The organism is Aquabacterium sp. (assembly GCF_016234775.1).
Lineage (GTDB): Bacteria > Pseudomonadota > Gammaproteobacteria > Burkholderiales > Burkholderiaceae_C > Aquabacterium.
The window spans coordinates 45,467-61,889 of record NZ_JACRAH010000045.1 but is presented as its reverse complement, the minus strand read 5'-3'; the positions used below and the strand labels follow the sequence as shown (position 1 = coordinate 61,889).

The window sequence follows — 16,423 nt, the reverse complement described above, 5'->3', positions numbered from 1 at the left end:
CCCGGCCTTGACTTGCCGAACCGCCTCCAGTTTGTACTCCAGGGTGTACTTGCCCCGTACCTGCTTATCGACCATTTCGTCGCTCCTTTCCAGCATTGTGGTCATGAGCTAAGAACTCCACTTTCCGGGGGCAACCTCAGTATGACGGTGCAGCAATGCTGGATCTGGCTGATCACGACGTGCTTTAGCCCGCGCTTTCATACAACCTTTCTGGCGGCCCGTGCGAGGTCCAACTTCGCGTCCGCGAACCTCTATCGCCGTGTGATGACAGTAATGTGGCTGTCTACGGGAGTCACGATGGCGACGGCGCTCCACGTCTGGATCCCGGTTCTCGTGCTGCTTGTGTTCCCACTTACGGTGCTGTATCAGATTTCCGCCCTGATCCAGTTCACCAGCGAGCACTACTGGGGTGCGCCCTTCATCGAAGGCGAGACCTCGCCCGAACGCCATGCTCGCCTGTCACAAGCCCGCTACTGCTTGACCGCGATGCCTCAACGCAACGGTAATGGCTTAGCCCGCTTCGCTGCGCGGCTGGTGCTGTGGGCGCTGATCGTCGTGCTCATCGACATCCCAGCACGCATCGCCATCCTCGTCGGCGAATTGGTTGTACATGACCGTCACCATCGTTTTCCGGCCGAAAAGAGTTGGGCCTTGGCGCTCTATCTGCCCGAGGACGAGCAAACGGTGCACCGCTCCCGCGAGAACTGGGGCTTGATCGGCGCCCTCAATGCTGTCTTTCGCCACGTCTACGCCCTGGGTCCCCAGGCCGCGTGACGGGCGTCAAGTTCATCCGCACAATCAAGGAGATCGATATGTACTCGGACAATTCCTTCAAGCTCATCCTCGTTGTGAACCGGCAACTGGAGGCGGGACGCGCGATGAACGCAATGTGCCACGCCGTAGCAGGACTTGTTGCCAGCCTGACCTTGGGCAAGGGCATCGAGTTTCTTCCTTACCCGAGCGGGGCGGGGTGGAAGAGCGAAATTTCCAAGGCGCCAGTTATCGTGCTGCGCAGCGATAACACCAACCACCTAGCTCGACTGCATCAAGACGCTCTCCGCGAAGCTCTTCCGGTGAACGTCTTCGTCCACACGATGCTCGGCACGTCCGCGAAAGAGCAGCAGCAGGCCACGCTCTCTGCCGACCCGACGACGCTGGAATACTTGGCCGTTGCAGTGTTCGGCGCCTCGGATGAACTCAAGCCGCTAACCAAGCGCTTTTCACTCTACAAGTAATGGGCTAGCGACTTCAGCCTCACCGCGCCTCGAAGGCGCCGTGCCTCTTAAGCCAACCACACGGCGAGCTGTGAGCGGTTGAGCTGTAGTAAAGCTCGATGGAAGTCGAACTACGGGGGTAGCAAGATCCGCAACGTATAAGGACTCGTGGGCTACCCCCATGTTCGCGGACGAAAGGCTGCGCGGCATGCAGCCGATTGGACTAATTGTCCAGCACTGTGGTATCCCAGTGCAGTCGTTGGTGAGTGACCGCAGGCAGTCAGTTGCTGAAGCCCCGACAGATGGCTTCGCAGCGGTTGGCGTCAGTCGTGCTCAATGGGCAACGTGACAGTCACCGCCAGAAAGCGGTCACTGGTTTTGGCGCCTCGAGGTGTTTGAACGACGGCATCGCGAGCCATACCGGTGGCAGAGTCACCCATCGACGCTTAAACGTCAGGGTCCGAAGCATCGTCGCGCCCGTTCGCTGGCTCATCGAACAAAAGTCGTAGCGCGTAGGGCACAGTGCGTGGCCCCGTTGCACCGGCGAACATCACGAGCAACCGCTGCACCTCGAGCCGGCCAAAGCCCGTCGGCGGTACGTGCAGGTCCAGCCACACCTCGAGCATTTGGCTGTCGCCGATCGGTATCGCCGTGCGTTCCACCTTCGCGCGAGCCTGGCGCAATTGCTTGGCGAGCACATGGGGCGCTGACCCAGTCCCGGACTCAGCGACAGCGGCGCCAAGGCGGAGCAGCAAGGTGCGCACGGGGGGCACGTCTCCTCCAGAGAGCCGCAGAGCGAGCCGCTGCGAATCGAGATCTACTGGGAAGGTGATCTCGGTCAGTGCTTGCCGTACGGGGTCCCATTCGCGTTGCGACGCCGCACCGGCGGGTTGCGCATCCATGAGGAGTTGCTCCCAGTGGGTGTCGGTGTCGACGTGAATCACTGAGCCAGTAAGTGTGGCCAGGTAAAGCGCTGATTCCAGGTTCAGGCCCTTGTATATCTGGAACTGCGCACCAGCCTCGCCCACGGGGAGCGCCTGCAGCAATGCATACGGATCGGCCTCAGTCTGCCGCCTGATGTAAGCAATGATCTGGTCCGTCACCTCGGTGTCGGGCTGCGGCATATGCTTGGCGACGTAGCGACGCAGTGAGTCTTCGGGCAACATGCCCATGAAGCGCCGGTGCTCTTCCTCTCCGAGCTTCAGCAGGCGGTGCAGCCCGCCCGTGGGCGGCTTCCAGCCTGCAGTGCGGTCCGTGATTACATCCCGGACGAGCTGTCCGAGAGGCGCGCAGACCTCGCATGGATCAGGAACAAGATGGACCAGTCCTGCACGGATGAACGGCTCCAGCTTCAGAAGCAGTATGACGTTCTTGAGTGTCTGCATCTTGTGGGCGGCCGGCGAGTCGATGGGGCTGAACTCGGGCTTCATTCGGGTGCCCAGGACGAAGGGGTTCACCACCACGACTTCATCGACGTACGGCAGCCAGCCAAGGACGGTCGCGTCCACCGTGCGCGGATCTGCGATGCCGGCAAATACCGTGCGCAACTTCTTGGGATGTGGCCGAGGAAGTAGCGACGCTAGGTCTGTGTCCTCAGGCCACAGCGCAGCGAAGGCGCTGTGGATTCGCTCGACTTGAGCGTCGCTTAATGTCCTGCGAACGTCTTCCCAAGAGGCCCCGTCGCGGAGGTTGAGTATGTCCTGCACGGCATTGCAGAACATCAGGTTACGCTCGCGCAGTCCGTAGACATCCCAAGGCGGCCGTTCGGCCGCCGGCAACGATTGGCAGCAGTCCTTAAAGGCGTAGGCGCTTCCGCAGCCGCAAAAGTCATTGGCGGCGACATTCTTGCGCGGCGAATCGCGGGGCAGGAACTTATGAGCCTTGGACGTGCGGCCGTGCTCGTCCCAATAGCCGGACGTGCCGTCCCGGTAGCCGACGTAGATCTCCCCGCCGAATCGCCACAGATCGTTCTTGGGCAACAGCACTTTGGCAATCTCAGCCCAGGAGCCGTTAAAGTGCCGCTCCGGATAGAGCCAATCCATTTTTGCCGCCGCGATGTATCGCTTTACACGTGACTTGAGAAGATAGTTGATCGCGATTACTTCGTCGCGGCTTAGTCGGCGATCACGGATGAAAGAGTCCGTCCGCGTCATGCCCATACCGTGGTGTCGCGCGTTCGTGCGCAGGCGGGTGAGGTCATGCCGGCTCGATTCCTTCGCGTATTCCAGATGCGTGAAGATCATGCAGGTGTCAGCGTCCAGTGCGAACACCGTCTGCGTGCCTAGCGACGCAACCATAGGGTCCTGCGGATAAGTGCAGGCCTGGGCCGTGAGATCAAGTTGCGGGTTGTAGACCGTCACCGGGTGGTCAGTAACGATGAATTTCACGTCCGAGTCAGCCGCAGAGACGATTTCCCGAACGCCCTCGGCCCACATCGTGCAGTGCATCGTCCTCAGCGCCTGCATCTCCACCATCAAATCGATTTGGTCCAGCGGCCCGTAGCACGAGCGAATCCAATCAAGTCCCTTGGGAGTGCGCAGTTTCTGAGCGGCGAGGTATGTGAAGAAGTCTTGGAACGACTCGTGCACTTCCGAGGGGTCACCGCGCACAAAGGCCCGCACAGCTTGGGAGCCTTTGTCATCAAGGGCACCGAAAAGGCGCTTCTCAATGTCGTCGTTGATGGTTGCACCGAACTTCGTGGTGTACAGGTCGTACTCCACAAAACAGTTCACAGGGCCTCACATGTGCAGCGCCCGGCGCGGTACTTGCCGGCCATCGGGCAGCGTCTTTAAGTCCGGATCGAGGTTGAGATAGAAGAGATGAGACTGGCTCGGAGCAATGAAGCCGTGCTGGTACCACTTCGGGACATAGTGGTTGTTCCGGGTCTGCTGATCTGTCATCCGCTCGCTTGGGTCGTTCGGAATGTCGATTGTCTCCCGGGAGGCGACTAACCAGCGCGCTCAGATGACAAAAACGCCTACACGAGCTACCAGTTGCCTGAGCGCATGGGGCTCGTACAACTCATCACGAGTTGGCCTGTCTCGGCAGCGAAGCGGCCATTGGTGCGGCTGCCTACCGAATGGCCGGTCATGAACGACGGAGACACTCGGCAGTCGAGCGCGAGTGTCTCATTCCAGCCTTATGCTGACCTTACTGCACGGACGGCCACTTCGCAGCGGGATGAGTCATTCGCGATTTGGAGAGTAATGCCACCTTTCGACAGCATAGGAGTCATTCGGCGCCGAACAGTCAGGCGAGCGCGGCGCCAATCGAGTTGATGCCGTAGTGAACTATGCACACTGGAGGTCGATCGGCAGCTGTCGCTTCAGCAGACGTTTCAAGTCTGGGGGCAACAGGCATCCGTATCGATGGTCGTTAGTGTCCAGCGTTGCTGCTGCTGCCTTGGTCGGCGTTGCTCTGATGGCCTACGGGAATTTGCAGATTGAGAGAGAACTCCGTTTCTCGTCCGAGAAACGAGTAGATCGAGCTGATCATCCGCAACTGATCACGAGAGAAATTGCTTGATTGCATCCAAGTAGGTCCCCAACTGGCTTGAGCCAAGGCCATACGCAAGGAAAGCGACCAGCAGCAGCAGCGGCCAGTTGACGAGTATGCGGAGAGCTCGCATGACTTTCCCCACCTTAAGGTCGAATCTGTCATTCTCTCTTTTGTACCTCAACATACGTCGAGTGTTGTAGGTCAAGCGGTCCTTGATCTTGTGGCGCTCATGACTTAGTGCTCTGAATGCATACGGGTAGGTGGTTGCGCTGACAGTTGGCCATTCCCTGTCGCTAAATTCAATTAGGTCGTCAACAGTCAAAGTTGGATCTGAATAGCCTTCCGTTTCCAAGACAGGATCAGTAAAGATCAGCCGCATTCCGAATTTTCGGTATAGCTTGTTGCGCGCAGATCGGTTGGCCGGGTCAACGCCGTCCTGGTGAACAAGCTTGAATGGTCTGATGGTTCTGTCTGCTTCAAAGCATTTGGCCCAACGAACAACTCTGTTGAGCATGAACGACGAAATCTTGAGCCCCCTCAGCTCAGCCATACGAACCATGATGTCGCCATTGGAAATGCGCAGCGAGTGTCTATAACCATCCGCCCCACCCATATCGCAGACCAAACCACCAATTCGGTCTTCTAGTGGACCCATCAGGTAATCCGCTCTGATGTCGATCTTCCCAGATCTATAAATCTGATCTTGGACCCTTTGAAGCGTTTCTTGGCGGCTCGTGGTGAGCAGCAGAACGTGTGGTTCTTTGTAATTTGGATCCACCACGGAAAGGATCTCAACCGAATCTGAGTTGTGACTGGTGATTTGATTAAAAACCTTCGCAGGACGCTCTTTCGCGGCCTCCCGCATCGTTCGACGTCTTGAAGACTTGAGCTTGGATGCGGCACCAGTCATGGTCACTGAAGCTGTATTCGAATGATTGGTATTGATTGCTCTCACGTTCAATCACGTTAACACTTGCCTGCTGCCTTTAGTAGCGCGTTGCAGGTCGCGTTACTCTGACTGGATGCTGCAGGTGACACCCTCGTAGTCGAGGACTTGTTGGTCGCGATTGGCTGGCAAATGGCATCTGACACAACCCGTCCAGTTATGCCGATCGCGCCAGTCACATAGCAGTTGTACTGCTTACCCGTGTTCGTCTTTGCCACGTATGTGGACTTGACGCCATCATCGACACGATCAGAAATCGTGAACGAGCCTTTTGGTACGCCGAGCGTGAATGCAGTGTTTTGCTCAATCGCGTCATTGCTCACGGCAACAGATGCGCAGCCTGCAAATGCGGCAAATGACGTGATGATGCCGATGCGGAAAACGGTGAATTTCATGAGCCTATCCAGCTGTCCTGATTAATTGAGTTTGAAAGTCAAAACGGGTCTGGCGTCATAACCGTTGACTTTCCAACCGTATGCCTTAGAAAAAACGCCTGGCGTGCTGGTGGCGTTTTGACTGATCACCTTGGCATTGGGCGGCAGCGTCACTTCAACGGTACCGTCTACCTTGATGCCAAGGCCCATCAAGCCATCGCGATCTTTGGGTTTGAGCTCTGAGGCAGTCAAGGTGTAGGCGTCATCCTTACCCTTGACCAGCGACACAATGTTGAGGACGGGTGACCGCTGGCCAGGGGCCACATCGCGATCGACATTCACCTCGTACTGACCTGCGCCTTGATATGTCAGCTTCTTGACGCCATCGGCTTTTGTTGCCTTGTCTGCATCAGCTTTCAGCTGTGCCTCATCCTTGGCGGTCAGATGCCCGGCCTTTTGAATTTGCATGGCTGCCAACATGTGCACGGCCGTGCCTTGGTACTGATATCGATACGAAGCATCCGGCTTGATGTCCACCTTCGCAGTGAACTTTTCAGGAATCAGACAACCACTGAGCGCTACCGTCAAAGAAGTGGCGAGGATCAATCGTGGATTGAACAGTTGAAGCATTTCAGGTTCCCTAGTTGATTTGACCAAGCCTGCAACAACGACAGGCCTGCGTTACAAACGGCAGGTTGTTCCGTGTAAACGGATGGTTTGACCCAGGAGATCTGCACTTATGATGCAAATCGCCCAGTAGGTTCGTACCTCGGGCCCGGCTTTTCCTCCCTGAGCCGGTGCGCACCGTGTTGACAGCGTTGCGCTTCGCGCTCGCTGGCTTAATGTCAGCGAGCCTTTTTTATGCCGCGCCGACTTCCGGTGCCGTCGCCGAGCTGGCGCAAGCTGACCTGACTTGCTGAGCTAGGTACCCCTTGTCCGCACGCACGAGCTCGAAGCTCACTTCATCGTTTGGATTGAGTGTTCTGAACCCATCCATCGAAATGGATGAGAAGTGCACAAACACATCGGCATCGACCTCCGGCGTGGCGATGAAGCCGTAGCCTTTGACGTCGCTGAACCACTTGACTGTTCCGATAGCCATAACCACTCCCATTACTTCTTTTAGGCAGTGTAGATGGTGGTTTGCTCCATAGCGGTTGTCTGGTTACAGCCGGTTGCATGCTCACCCAACAGAGGGGCGTGCGGAGAAGATGTCCTCACCGAGAATCTGACTCCAAATAAACCGAAATTACAGGGACCAGCCATGGCTTTGCCATCTTTGCCTGGTGAGCTTGCTTCTGCATTGCCATCACTGAGCACGATCGTGGATAAAGCACTCACTGCACTCTTTGGGCAGTGGGCTAGCGAAACCCGCCTCTACACCCTGAGTGCACCCAGCAGCGAGCGCAGCCTGCCCGCCGACCTGATGGTCGAGAGCTTCGCGTTGCACGAGGCCGTATCCGAGCCGTTTTCGCTCTACATCAACGCCCTGGTGCTCAACACCCACGTCGAGCTCAAGCAGCTCTACGCCCGCCCCATCACCCTGCAGACCACGCTGGCCGACGGCAGCCGCGCCCGCCGCAGCGGCTACGTGACCGAAGCCCGCTCGCTCGAAGCCGATGGCGGCTTTGCCCGCAAGGGCCTGCTGGTACAACCCTGGATCGCGCTGCTGGGCCACACGCTCAACAGCCGCGTCTGGCAAGACCAATCCGTGGTCGAGATCGTGGAAGACGTCTTCGCCGACCACGACACCATCGCCGCCTGGAAATGGGACGATGACGTCGAACGTTATGTGGCCGAAGGCCTGTTCGCCCGCAACGCCGGCCGCCGCGCCTACTGCGTGCAATACCGCGAAACCGATCTGGCCTTCGTTCAACGCCTGCTGGCCGAAGAAGGCATTTGCTGGCGTGTGGAAGAAGCCGAAGCCGCACCGGGCGGCCACACCCTCGTCTTTTTCACCAACAGCAGCCAGCAACCCGAAGACGCCATCAGCGCCAGCAGCCTGGGCGGCGCCGGCATTCGCTACCACCGCAGCAGCAGCCAGGAGGCGCAAGACAGCATCCAGGCCCTGGGCAGCATGCGCCAGATCGGCCCCACGGCCACCGCCGTGCAAGGTTGGGACTACAAGGCCAACGCCGCCATCACGGCCGATGCCCCCACCGCCCACGACTGGGGCGGCAACGAGGCCACCAGCCTGCAAAGCTGGCTCACCAGCTATGACCCTACGGGCGATTTCGTCTTTGGCAACAACGCCGAAGCCCAGTTCGCCGCCACCCGACTGCAAGAAGCCCACGAAGCCCGCTACAAGACCTGGCTGGGCCGCGGCACCGTGCGCACCCTGCGCGCCGGCACCTGGTTTGCCGTCACCCAATCCACGCTCGATCCGCTGTCAGCCTTCGGCCTGAGTGACGACGACAAACAGTTCTTCGTGACCCGCTGTGACGTGGTCGGCATCAACAACCTGCCCAAGGACCTGAGCCACCGCATTGCCCAGACTCTGGGCGAAGCCGATCTGCCTGCCCTGGATAACGCCGCAGGTGGCCGCGACCACATCCCCGTGGACCGGGCAGCCCTGCACCAGCAAGCCGGCCAAAGCGGCTTTGCCTGCCAGTTCCAGGCCCTGCGCCGCAACGTGCCCTGGCGGGCCGTGCTGATGGACGACACGGGCCTGCGCCCCCGCCCCAGGCCCACCGCACTGGGCCCGCAAACCGCCATCGTCGTGGGCCCGGGCGGCAACGTGAACGCCAGCGGCGCCGACGAGCTCTACACCGACCAGCTTGGCCGCATCAAGGTCAAGTTCCACTGGCAAGCCAATGCCTTTGCGCCCCAGCGCGCCAACATCGACCACAGCTGCTGGCTGCGCGTCATGCAGCGCCTGGCAGGCCCTGGCATGGGCCACCAGTTCATCCCCCGCATCGGGCAAGAAGTGCTGGTCGGCTTCCTGGGCAACGACATCGACCGTCCCTTCGTCATGGCCGCGCTCTACAACGGCCGAGGCGAATCCGGTGTGCCCCGCACACCCGGCGGCCAGGCCGCTGAAGCCGACTCCGCTGCCCTGGCCGAATCCACCGACCTCAGCCCCAGCAGCCAGATGAACCTGGTGGGCGCCGGCTCCGGCGGCCACAGCCCTGCCTGGCACGGTGCTGCCCCCAATGCGGCCACCGAAGGCAGCGAAGGCCAGAACAACGCAGCAGCGCTCAGCGGCGTCAAGAGCAAGGAGTTTGGTGGCAGCGGCTACAACCAGCTCGTGTTCGACGACACCCCCGGCCAACTACGCACCCAACTGCACAGCACCCAAAGCCAGACCTGGCTACAAATGGGCCACCTGCTGCACCAGGCTGACAACCACCGCGGCAGCTTCCGCGGCCAAGGCTTCGAATTGCGCACCGACGCCTGGGGCGGCCTGCGCGCTGCGCGCGGCGTGATGCTCAGCACCTTCGGGCTGGGCAACGGCCTCGGCCAAACCAGCACCCCGGCCGGCGACAACGCCCCCGGCATGGCCCTGGCCAAACAGGCCCAGCAACTGGCCAGCACCTTCCACCAGGCCGCAGGCACCCACCAGACAGTTGGGCTGGCCACAACAGCCGGCAGCGTGGGCGGCAACAAGAGCAACCTGGACGACAAGGCCGCCCCTTCGGCAGCCTTGAGCAAGAGCCTCAGCGGCATGGTCAGCACCAGCAGCCTGGCCAATGCCCAGGCAGACGCGGCAGACAAAGCCACCCGCACGGGCCAGAGCAAAGTACCGCACATGGCGGATCCCAACATCGCCCTGGTCGGCAAAGCCGGCATCGGCCTAACGGCTGGCCAGGACCTGCACCTGAGTGCGCAAGACACCACCCAGATCGCCAGCGGGCAGGACACGCACTTTGCAGTGGGTGGCCAGGCTCGCATCCACACGGGGCAGGCCATTGGCTTGTTGGCCGGCGCGATTCAACCCGGTTCGGAAGCTGCAGGCAAAGGCCTGACCGTGATCGCCGCCCAAGGCCCGATCGACATGCAGGCTCAAGCCGGCCCGGCGCAGATTGCGGCCAAGCAGGAGTTGCAGTTGAAGACGGCGAGTGGGGTGGTGAACATTGCCGCTGCCAAGAAGGTGACGCTGGCGGTGAGCGGTGGGGCGAGCATCACGATTGAGGGTGGCAGCTTCACGGCGCAGTGCCCGGGCAAGATCACCGTGCAGGCGGGACAGAAATCGATGGTTGGTGGAGGCACTCAGAACTACACGATGCCAGTTATGCCCAACAGCGAAACCTCTTGGGTTTCAGTTGAGGGCCTCTATGACGATGCCTGGGGCACCTCATGGCCACTGGATAACCTGAAGATCGATGTGGCAGGCAAGACCGCCATTGAATCGGCAAGCGTTCGCAAGGAAGTCTAAATGGCTGAGAAAGATTGGCAGGTCATGGTCCCTAAGAGCGGGGATGTCTCGATTACCGCCGTACCAAACATCACAGAAAAAGAGATCGAAGACGACCGGTCATTGCTTGTCTTGCAATTGCACGGCGCATATGAAGGGCTGGTTGAATACATGCTGCCATTTCAGAGGGAATGGGATTCTGGTCCTTTGCTCTCTATCGCTAGAAGCGTGCGTCAAGGCGCAGGTGATGGCGCCGGTGCCTGGACGGATGACTTCAAGGACATGTTCAAAAAGGAGACTTGGGTAGAGCTGGGTGGCAAGGTCAAATCCATGGCCGGATCGGCTGTCGATGCAGGCTATGACTACGCCAGCAAGACTACCCAGGACATCGTGAACAAGGCGAATGCAACCTACAACAAGGTGCAACAACTCAACAGTTCACAAGACACAACCTTACGTAGTTGGGGATGGTGGTCTGCGCAGATTGAAGAGGTCGAGAAAACCTACGAGGCTGAGCTGCAGCAGTACGCCAAGACAGTCAATGAGGCAGTTGAAACCACCAAAGAGATGGTGGAGAAGGCCCAGAAGTTTTATGCGCACAGGCAAGCCATCCTGGGCGTACCCGAGCTGATCGCCAGCGGTGACATCAAGGGCGTTCAATCCTTCGTAGACACAGTGGTGAAGGACATTGATCCCGCGCTCGCCAAGGAGATCAAGAACAACCCGAATTTCTATGCGGTGCTGGAGATCATCAGTGATCACGACAGCGCAGTGACATTCATGGCTTATGTGGGGCTGATGATGGAGGCCGTCCCGCCCAACTTCCTGGCCTACATTGCCGGTAAAGGCGCCATGTACATCCTGATTGAGGTGGTGATGATCATCATCTCTGCGCTTCTTACCGCTGGTGCTGCTGTTGCTGCTCGTGTGACGGCCCTGGTCACTCGCTTGGCGATGAGCAGCGCCAAAGTTGCCAATGCAGCACGCAAGATTGAGAAGGCGAAAGAAGCCCTGGATGCGTTCATTCGGATGATCGAGACACTTTGCGACGCTGCCAATCGGCTGCAGGATCTTGGCGAGAAGTTGGTTGTTGCTCGATTAAAGGGCCTTCGCTTGCGCGGCAAGACTCAGCAAAAACTGGGTGCCAAGCGCTCTCTGATCAAGCGAGACATTCGCTGCAGACGTTGCGGCAGTACTGCACACAGAACCCCGCGCGGTCCGCGAGGAATCGTCGTCTACAAATAATCATCAAGAAGAAGACCATGCTTCTGAGAGGAAACACTTCCAAGGACAGCAAGTACCTTGGCCTGATGAACAGATCCATCAAAGGAAAGCTGACGCACCCGAAGAACCAAGGTGTACGCATGCAAGCTCATCACATCATTTCTGCCGAAGGCGTGAAGATGTCGGGCATGGGCGCCAAGCTGGAAGAGTTTGGATACGACATTAACCTGGGACCGAACCTTGTTTTCCTACCCTGCACGCTTCAGGGTGCATGCCATCTGAAAGTGCAGCCCCATCGAGGCGATCACACTGCGATCAGTGAACGCCCCCCGAGGTTAGATTCTGAAGAGGACGATTACGATGACGACGAGCATCCTTTCAGCTATCACTCGATGATTGCCACTCGGATACATGGCCTCAAGCTTGCGTTGGAGCGGCAATGCACAGGACTGGACGATCCAGCGCGTGGCGTCGTCAAAACAAAGTTGGACGCACTCAGCCGAGAGATCCTTGACACAATCGTTGACCGGCCAAAGCGAGCCCGCCTCACAAACATCGCAGATCACTTCTCGTTGGGCAACCATGTTGGATGCGCTGGAGTCGACTCAGTGGGCAATCATGATGACAGTCGTCGCTGCCCGACTGAACGCAGTCACCTTGGATGTCAAGGCTCAGGGCAGCGCAAGGAAAGCATCAAGTACCACCCCATCGGGCGCTACACACCTGTTGTCGGAGAATAAGAATGAGCAAGTACGATCAGGAGTACTACATGATTGTCCTGCCTCGTCAGGATGATCTCAATACCAATGTCTTTCCGTTTCTCACGCCTGACGAAGCTACGGCCAAGCTTCCGTTTGAGCACTCGGTTCTGCCTGTAGGAAGCAAACCTCTATTGTTTAGAAACGGAGCATCTGACTACAACACGAAGTACGGGCGCACGACGATCAAGCACCCGCCCGAAGTGCTATTTGCAGGCGCGCACCCTGTCATCAGCGGAGCTCTTCGGGAAAAATTGCTCCACCTCGACATGCCCAACGTGGCACTGCAACCAGCCATCTACGTCGATGACTGGGGTACATGGAACGAAGACTATTGGTTCATGACGTTCCTGAGCAGACTCGATTGTTGGGATCGCGCCAAATCGGATTTCTCGCAAAGCAATCCGCCCCTCAGTATCGGAGGAATGGACTTCTATCAGGTCTACCAGTTCAGCTTGGACGAAGGGGTACTCGATACGACGCCAATTGAGGAGCGCCTGGTTTTCCAGATGGGTGCATCACTTGATCCATTTGTCTTTGCACATCGCTCGGTCGCAGGCCTATTCACTCGGGCAGGAGGAGCTCAGGTCATTGCCGTTCCGCACTTCGAAGACGAGTACTGATTCGTGCTTGGAGAGGTTACGGTCTTTACACCAAGCAGAACCACCGCTAGAGCTAGGTGGAGTCGAACTCCATCAGGTCTATAAGTTCAACTTGGATGACAAGGTACTCGATCATGTGGACAAGCAGAGTCGCTTGCTGTTCCAAATGGGCAGCACTCAAGAGGGCTTTGCCGTAGTTCACCAATCCTTGGCAGCAATTTTTGGAGGCGTATCCAGTGTGCAGATCCTCCGACTTCAGGACTATCCCGATAAGTATTGATTGATTCGAATGGGTTCGAGCATGTCAAAGCAACTCAGTCAGAAGCTGTACGCCATCAAGCCTGTCTGCTCCGGCGGTCAGCGAGGATGGAGTGTTGAAATTTGCAGGCAAGGCAATGAGTATCGCAAGTGCTTCACGGCCTCTCGACATGGAGGCACGGAGGCTGCCCTCCTGGCCGCCATTGCATGGCGCGATGAAATTGCCAGCATGGTCAAGACAATGACTCTCGCCGCATACTGCTCTATCGAACGTAGAAACAACTCATCAGGACATCCAGGCGTCTACTTGATGAGAACGTTAAAGAAGGATCGCGCCGGCAATGTTCGCGTCCATGTCTCTTGGGAAGCTCGAACCCCTGCCGGCCTCAAGCCTCCAAGGAAGAAGAGCTTTTCAGTTGAGAAATATGGTGAAGGCAAGGCCTACGAGCTAGCAGTGAATGCGAGAAATGCATTTGTTGCTGAACTGGACGGTTACCTGCAAAGGCGTGTGCCGACATACCTTTTGGACACTGTGGTCCCGGCAAAAACAACTATGCAGAAGCCGACTGAATAACTTGGCTGCTTGGCATCGGTCAAGACATGCGGATACCCAGGGCAAAAAAGAGCTCTAATTGGGCAAAAGTCCCCAAGACCTCAGGTAAAAGCGCTTCATGGCAGCGAATGGACGGTCACTGCCTGCGAGGCGTTTGACCTTTTCCAGAATCTGCAGCTTTTTGTCATCGGAGAAGTTGCCTTCCTGCAGCACGAGGACCAAGGTCTCCAACTCATCGTAGTGATTCCAGCGCAATCGCAGTAACTCCGACCGATTGAGGCCCAGGACTGACTCAGCAGCCTTGAGAGCGCGCTTGGCGCGAACGGTACCCCCCTTCGCAACGATCCAGACCTCCTTGGTGTCGGGATCAGCCCTCCAGGCGAACAACCGTTCCGGATCTATCAAGTAGGGATCAGGCAGATCGGCGTTTTCTGCTGAAAGCAGCTTCTTGACGGCCGCATCGGTCGCTTTGGCGGGGTCCGGACAAAGGCTAGAGACCACCTTCGCAAGCCTTGCCGGATCAGTCGGCACTACGGCAGGCAGCTTCGGACGGGGCAATTTCTTTCCCACGATGGGGAAAAAATTGCTCTTATAAGTCTGATTGCAGATCTGACAACTGAAGGTGTAGTTGTCGTAGCAATATGCGAGCCACCAGTACTCGCTCTTGGGGCGGAAATGTTCGACGTCACCATGGGCCACCGCGGCAGTGTCGGCCTCACAGTAGGCGCACTTGTTTGACGACTCTAGCTTGAGCTGCGCCTTTGCCTTGGACCAGACCTGTCTGGTTTTGGGCTTGAAATCAACCGTTCCGCCGCCGTCGTAGTAGTAGCCAAGTAGCCTTTCGAGCTTGGATTCGAGCGCCGCACCTGTGAACCCCTTCAATTGATTGGCGGCGCGTGTTCGTTGAAGCTTAATCACTTCTTGCTCCCCAAGGACTTGAGCGTAGTCTGCAGCTTCTTCGCGGAAACAGTCGTGCGCTCCCCCTCCTTCAACATGGAAGTCTTGATGTCCTTTAGCAATGCAACCTGCTCACGGGCGTAATGCGGCACGGCATCCCAATCTGGCGCCGCTTGTAGCACTTGCCGCAAGTGAACCATTTGTGCTCGCTCTGATGCCGTAAGCGCTGACTTCTTATCACGAAGCCTTCGCATGTCCGCGCGAGCTTGTTCAACCTCTACAGAGTCCATTGATGCCAATCCGAACATCGGACTCATCAGAAGTTGATGCAACATCATCTTTCGCGGCTCCCCGCTAAAGGGCACTAAGGTCGGTCGTTGCTTGGTTCCTTCTCGGCGAATCACGTAGAGTTCACCTTCCCCACTTTGCTGAGCCGTCAGTGCTGAGTGCGTGGTGGCCAAGAATTGGAAGTTCGGCAATGTGTCGGAAAGGAAGTTAACGAGCTTTCGGCGCCATGCAGGATGCAGGTGAAGATCGAGTTCATCGATGAGAAGCACGCCTCGCGCGTTGAGCGGGTCCTTTCGATCAGGAAAAGCCTCCGTTATCCGATACAACAGATCCCCGCACCACGCAGCCATGTTCTGGTATCCATCCGAGAGCTGGCTAAGTGGCACCTCACCATCGACGGTGTTGAAAACTAGATGACGTTCCTTTCGATCGATACCCATGAACTTCATCTCTGGCAACAGCCGGTCCAGCGCGAATCGCACAGCGGCTATTGAGTTCCTGCCCTTGCGATAGTCGAGGTCCATGGCCCACTGTTCGAGCGAGACCAATGGCGCATCTGACGAGAACATGGTTGCCAAGGCCTGGGCGCGCGGTGAGCGTTTTTTTTCCTCGAAGACCGCTGCGCTGGACTTGCCCGATGACGGGCGCCTGGATACGCCATACCCAAGGACGAAATAGTTGCGATCCGCGTGAGCGATCGCAGCGTCAAGAGCCTCCAGTGAATTTCCGTTTCGATCGTAGATGGACTTTAGGCGATCGCCCCGGTTGATGACCAACGAGATCTCTCTGGATTCACCCTTGGCCGTCACAAGCGTGCCTTCGATGCGACATTGCTTGGCACCGTTTCGAATCCATGCATCGGGCTCACCGAGCAGATCAGGCAGTGCGTCGCTACCCGCCAACAATAGCGCCGTTGCCCTAAGAACAGAGCTCTTGCCACAACCGTTTTCACCCAGCAGCAGGGTCCAGCGTCGATTGCTGCCTAGACCGGTTGAGAAGTCGAGCGTCATCGACTCTATGGACCGTACATTGCTCAGCGAGACTCTGGAAAGAAACATCACTACCACCTCATCTGTTGGTCCGCACAAATCATCGATGGACCAGATTCACCCTGGCGCGGGCCTTGCAAGTCAACTGCCCTGACTGATTTGCAAACAAGAGTGCGGATTGTTCAGGCGAATAGTAACCTCCCACATAGTTAGCAGTGAGATAACCCGACCAGCCCTGGATGACGAAGGGCTTGTCGTCGATTGTGGTTCGTTCTTAGCGCTTGAATCAATTGTCAATCCGCAGGGTCGGCCGGCAACCTAGGGTTGTCGAGTTGAATGGAAGAGATACTGTTCAGGGGGCATACCCGCCCACATTGTGCCGAGGGCCAAACATTCAGGTTGGAATCTCTATGCTAAGAGGCTGGCATCGGGGAGGCCATGCGCCTCCTTGCCCGTCGATTGACTGCT

At 57.8% G+C, this 16,423-nt stretch carries 14 protein-coding genes; 7 read left to right on the top strand and 7 right to left on the bottom strand.

Annotation, left to right across the window (positions count from 1 at the left end):
- Window positions 1-141: 141 nt before the first annotated feature.
- Both HY836_RS14110 and HY836_RS14105 read left to right on the top strand, forming a co-directional pair.
- Window positions 142-774, top strand: a complete 633-nt coding sequence (locus HY836_RS14110) for a hypothetical protein (RefSeq protein ID WP_290676892.1) — start codon at window positions 142-144, stop codon at window positions 772-774.
- A 38-nt stretch (window positions 775-812) separates the two neighbouring features.
- Window positions 813-1,235: a DUF2000 domain-containing protein gene (locus HY836_RS14105; protein ID WP_290676889.1), complete on the top strand. Its 423-nt coding sequence runs from the start codon at window positions 813-815 to the stop codon at window positions 1,233-1,235.
- 425 nt (window positions 1,236-1,660) lie between these two features.
- On the opposite strand, the gene HY836_RS14100 is transcribed toward HY836_RS14105, so the two are convergent.
- The 5 genes from HY836_RS14100 to HY836_RS14080 all read right to left on the bottom strand — a co-directional run bounded on the left by HY836_RS14100 (window position 1,661) and on the right by HY836_RS14080 (window position 7,134).
- Window positions 1,661-3,934, bottom strand: coding sequence for a hypothetical protein (locus tag HY836_RS14100; RefSeq protein WP_290676886.1), 2,274 nt, complete (start codon window positions 3,932-3,934; stop codon window positions 1,661-1,663).
- Window positions 3,935-4,719: 785 nt separating this feature from the next.
- Entirely contained in the window at window positions 4,720-5,622 is a 903-nt protein-coding gene (locus HY836_RS14095; RefSeq protein ID WP_290676883.1) for a hypothetical protein, read from the bottom strand.
- A gap of 56 nt (window positions 5,623-5,678) precedes the next feature.
- A complete protein-coding gene (locus tag HY836_RS14090) occupies window positions 5,679-6,053 on the bottom strand; it encodes a hypothetical protein (protein ID WP_290676880.1) in 375 nt (124 codons plus the stop codon).
- 21 nt (window positions 6,054-6,074) lie between these two features.
- Entirely contained in the window at window positions 6,075-6,662 is a 588-nt protein-coding gene (locus HY836_RS14085; RefSeq protein WP_290676877.1) for a hypothetical protein, read from the bottom strand.
- Between the two features lie 229 nt (window positions 6,663-6,891).
- On the bottom strand, window positions 6,892-7,134 hold the full coding sequence (locus HY836_RS14080) for a cold-shock protein (RefSeq protein WP_290676874.1): 243 nt from the start codon (window positions 7,132-7,134) through the stop codon (window positions 6,892-6,894).
- A gap of 162 nt (window positions 7,135-7,296) precedes the next feature.
- Here HY836_RS14080 and HY836_RS14075 point away from each other — a divergent pair, with 162 nt between their 5' ends.
- From HY836_RS14075 to HY836_RS14055, 5 genes are all read left to right on the top strand, one after another.
- Window positions 7,297-10,407: a type VI secretion system Vgr family protein gene (locus HY836_RS14075; RefSeq protein WP_290676871.1), complete on the top strand. Its 3,111-nt coding sequence runs from the start codon at window positions 7,297-7,299 to the stop codon at window positions 10,405-10,407.
- Window positions 10,408-11,631 (top strand): hypothetical protein, encoded by a 1,224-nt coding sequence (locus HY836_RS14070; protein ID WP_290676868.1) that lies wholly within the window; start codon window positions 10,408-10,410, stop codon window positions 11,629-11,631.
- Between the two features lie 17 nt (window positions 11,632-11,648).
- Window positions 11,649-12,350 (top strand): AHH domain-containing protein, encoded by a 702-nt coding sequence (locus HY836_RS14065; RefSeq protein ID WP_290676866.1) that lies wholly within the window; start codon window positions 11,649-11,651, stop codon window positions 12,348-12,350.
- Window positions 12,351-12,352: 2 nt separating this feature from the next.
- A complete protein-coding gene (locus HY836_RS14060) occupies window positions 12,353-12,991 on the top strand; it encodes a hypothetical protein (protein WP_290676863.1) in 639 nt (212 codons plus the stop codon).
- Between the two features lie 280 nt (window positions 12,992-13,271).
- The gene (locus HY836_RS14055; RefSeq protein WP_290676860.1) at window positions 13,272-13,802 is read left to right on the top strand and encodes a hypothetical protein; all 531 of its coding nucleotides are present in this window, start codon (window positions 13,272-13,274) and stop codon (window positions 13,800-13,802) included.
- A gap of 54 nt (window positions 13,803-13,856) precedes the next feature.
- On the opposite strand, the gene HY836_RS14050 is transcribed toward HY836_RS14055, so the two are convergent.
- Both HY836_RS14050 and HY836_RS14045 read right to left on the bottom strand, forming a co-directional pair.
- Window positions 13,857-14,699 carry a hypothetical protein gene (locus HY836_RS14050; RefSeq protein ID WP_290676857.1) on the bottom strand — a complete coding sequence of 281 codons (843 nt, stop codon included), beginning with the start codon at window positions 14,697-14,699 and terminating at the stop codon, window positions 13,857-13,859.
- Window positions 14,696-16,024, bottom strand: coding sequence for an AAA family ATPase (locus tag HY836_RS14045; RefSeq protein WP_290676855.1), 1,329 nt, complete (start codon window positions 16,022-16,024; stop codon window positions 14,696-14,698). The genes HY836_RS14050 and HY836_RS14045 overlap by 4 nt, the downstream gene beginning before the upstream one ends.
- Window positions 16,025-16,423: the final 399 nt, after the last annotated feature.

Excerpts from the sequence above, each read along its gene's own strand:
- HY836_RS14110 (WP_290676892.1), top strand. The coding sequence starts at position 142 with ATGACGGTGCAGCAATGCTGGATCTGGCTGATCACGACGTGCTTTAGC.
- HY836_RS14095 (WP_290676883.1), bottom strand. The coding sequence starts at position 5,622 with ATGACTGGTGCCGCATCCAAGCTCAAGTCTTCAAGACGTCGAACGATG.
- HY836_RS14090 (WP_290676880.1), bottom strand. The coding sequence starts at position 6,053 with ATGAAATTCACCGTTTTCCGCATCGGCATCATCACGTCATTTGCCGCA.
- HY836_RS14080 (WP_290676874.1), bottom strand. The coding sequence starts at position 7,134 with ATGGCTATCGGAACAGTCAAGTGGTTCAGCGACGTCAAAGGCTACGGC.
- HY836_RS14045 (WP_290676855.1), bottom strand. The coding sequence starts at position 16,024 with ATGTTTCTTTCCAGAGTCTCGCTGAGCAATGTACGGTCCATAGAGTCG.
- HY836_RS14105 (WP_290676889.1), top strand. The coding sequence starts at position 813 with ATGTACTCGGACAATTCCTTCAAGCTCATCCTCGTTGTGAACCGGCAA.
- HY836_RS14070 (WP_290676868.1), top strand. The coding sequence starts at position 10,408 with ATGGCTGAGAAAGATTGGCAGGTCATGGTCCCTAAGAGCGGGGATGTC.
- HY836_RS14085 (WP_290676877.1), bottom strand. The coding sequence starts at position 6,662 with ATGCTTCAACTGTTCAATCCACGATTGATCCTCGCCACTTCTTTGACG.
- HY836_RS14075 (WP_290676871.1), top strand. The coding sequence starts at position 7,297 with ATGGCTTTGCCATCTTTGCCTGGTGAGCTTGCTTCTGCATTGCCATCA.
- HY836_RS14055 (WP_290676860.1), top strand. The coding sequence starts at position 13,272 with ATGTCAAAGCAACTCAGTCAGAAGCTGTACGCCATCAAGCCTGTCTGC.
- HY836_RS14065 (WP_290676866.1), top strand. The coding sequence starts at position 11,649 with ATGCTTCTGAGAGGAAACACTTCCAAGGACAGCAAGTACCTTGGCCTG.
- HY836_RS14060 (WP_290676863.1), top strand. The coding sequence starts at position 12,353 with ATGAGCAAGTACGATCAGGAGTACTACATGATTGTCCTGCCTCGTCAG.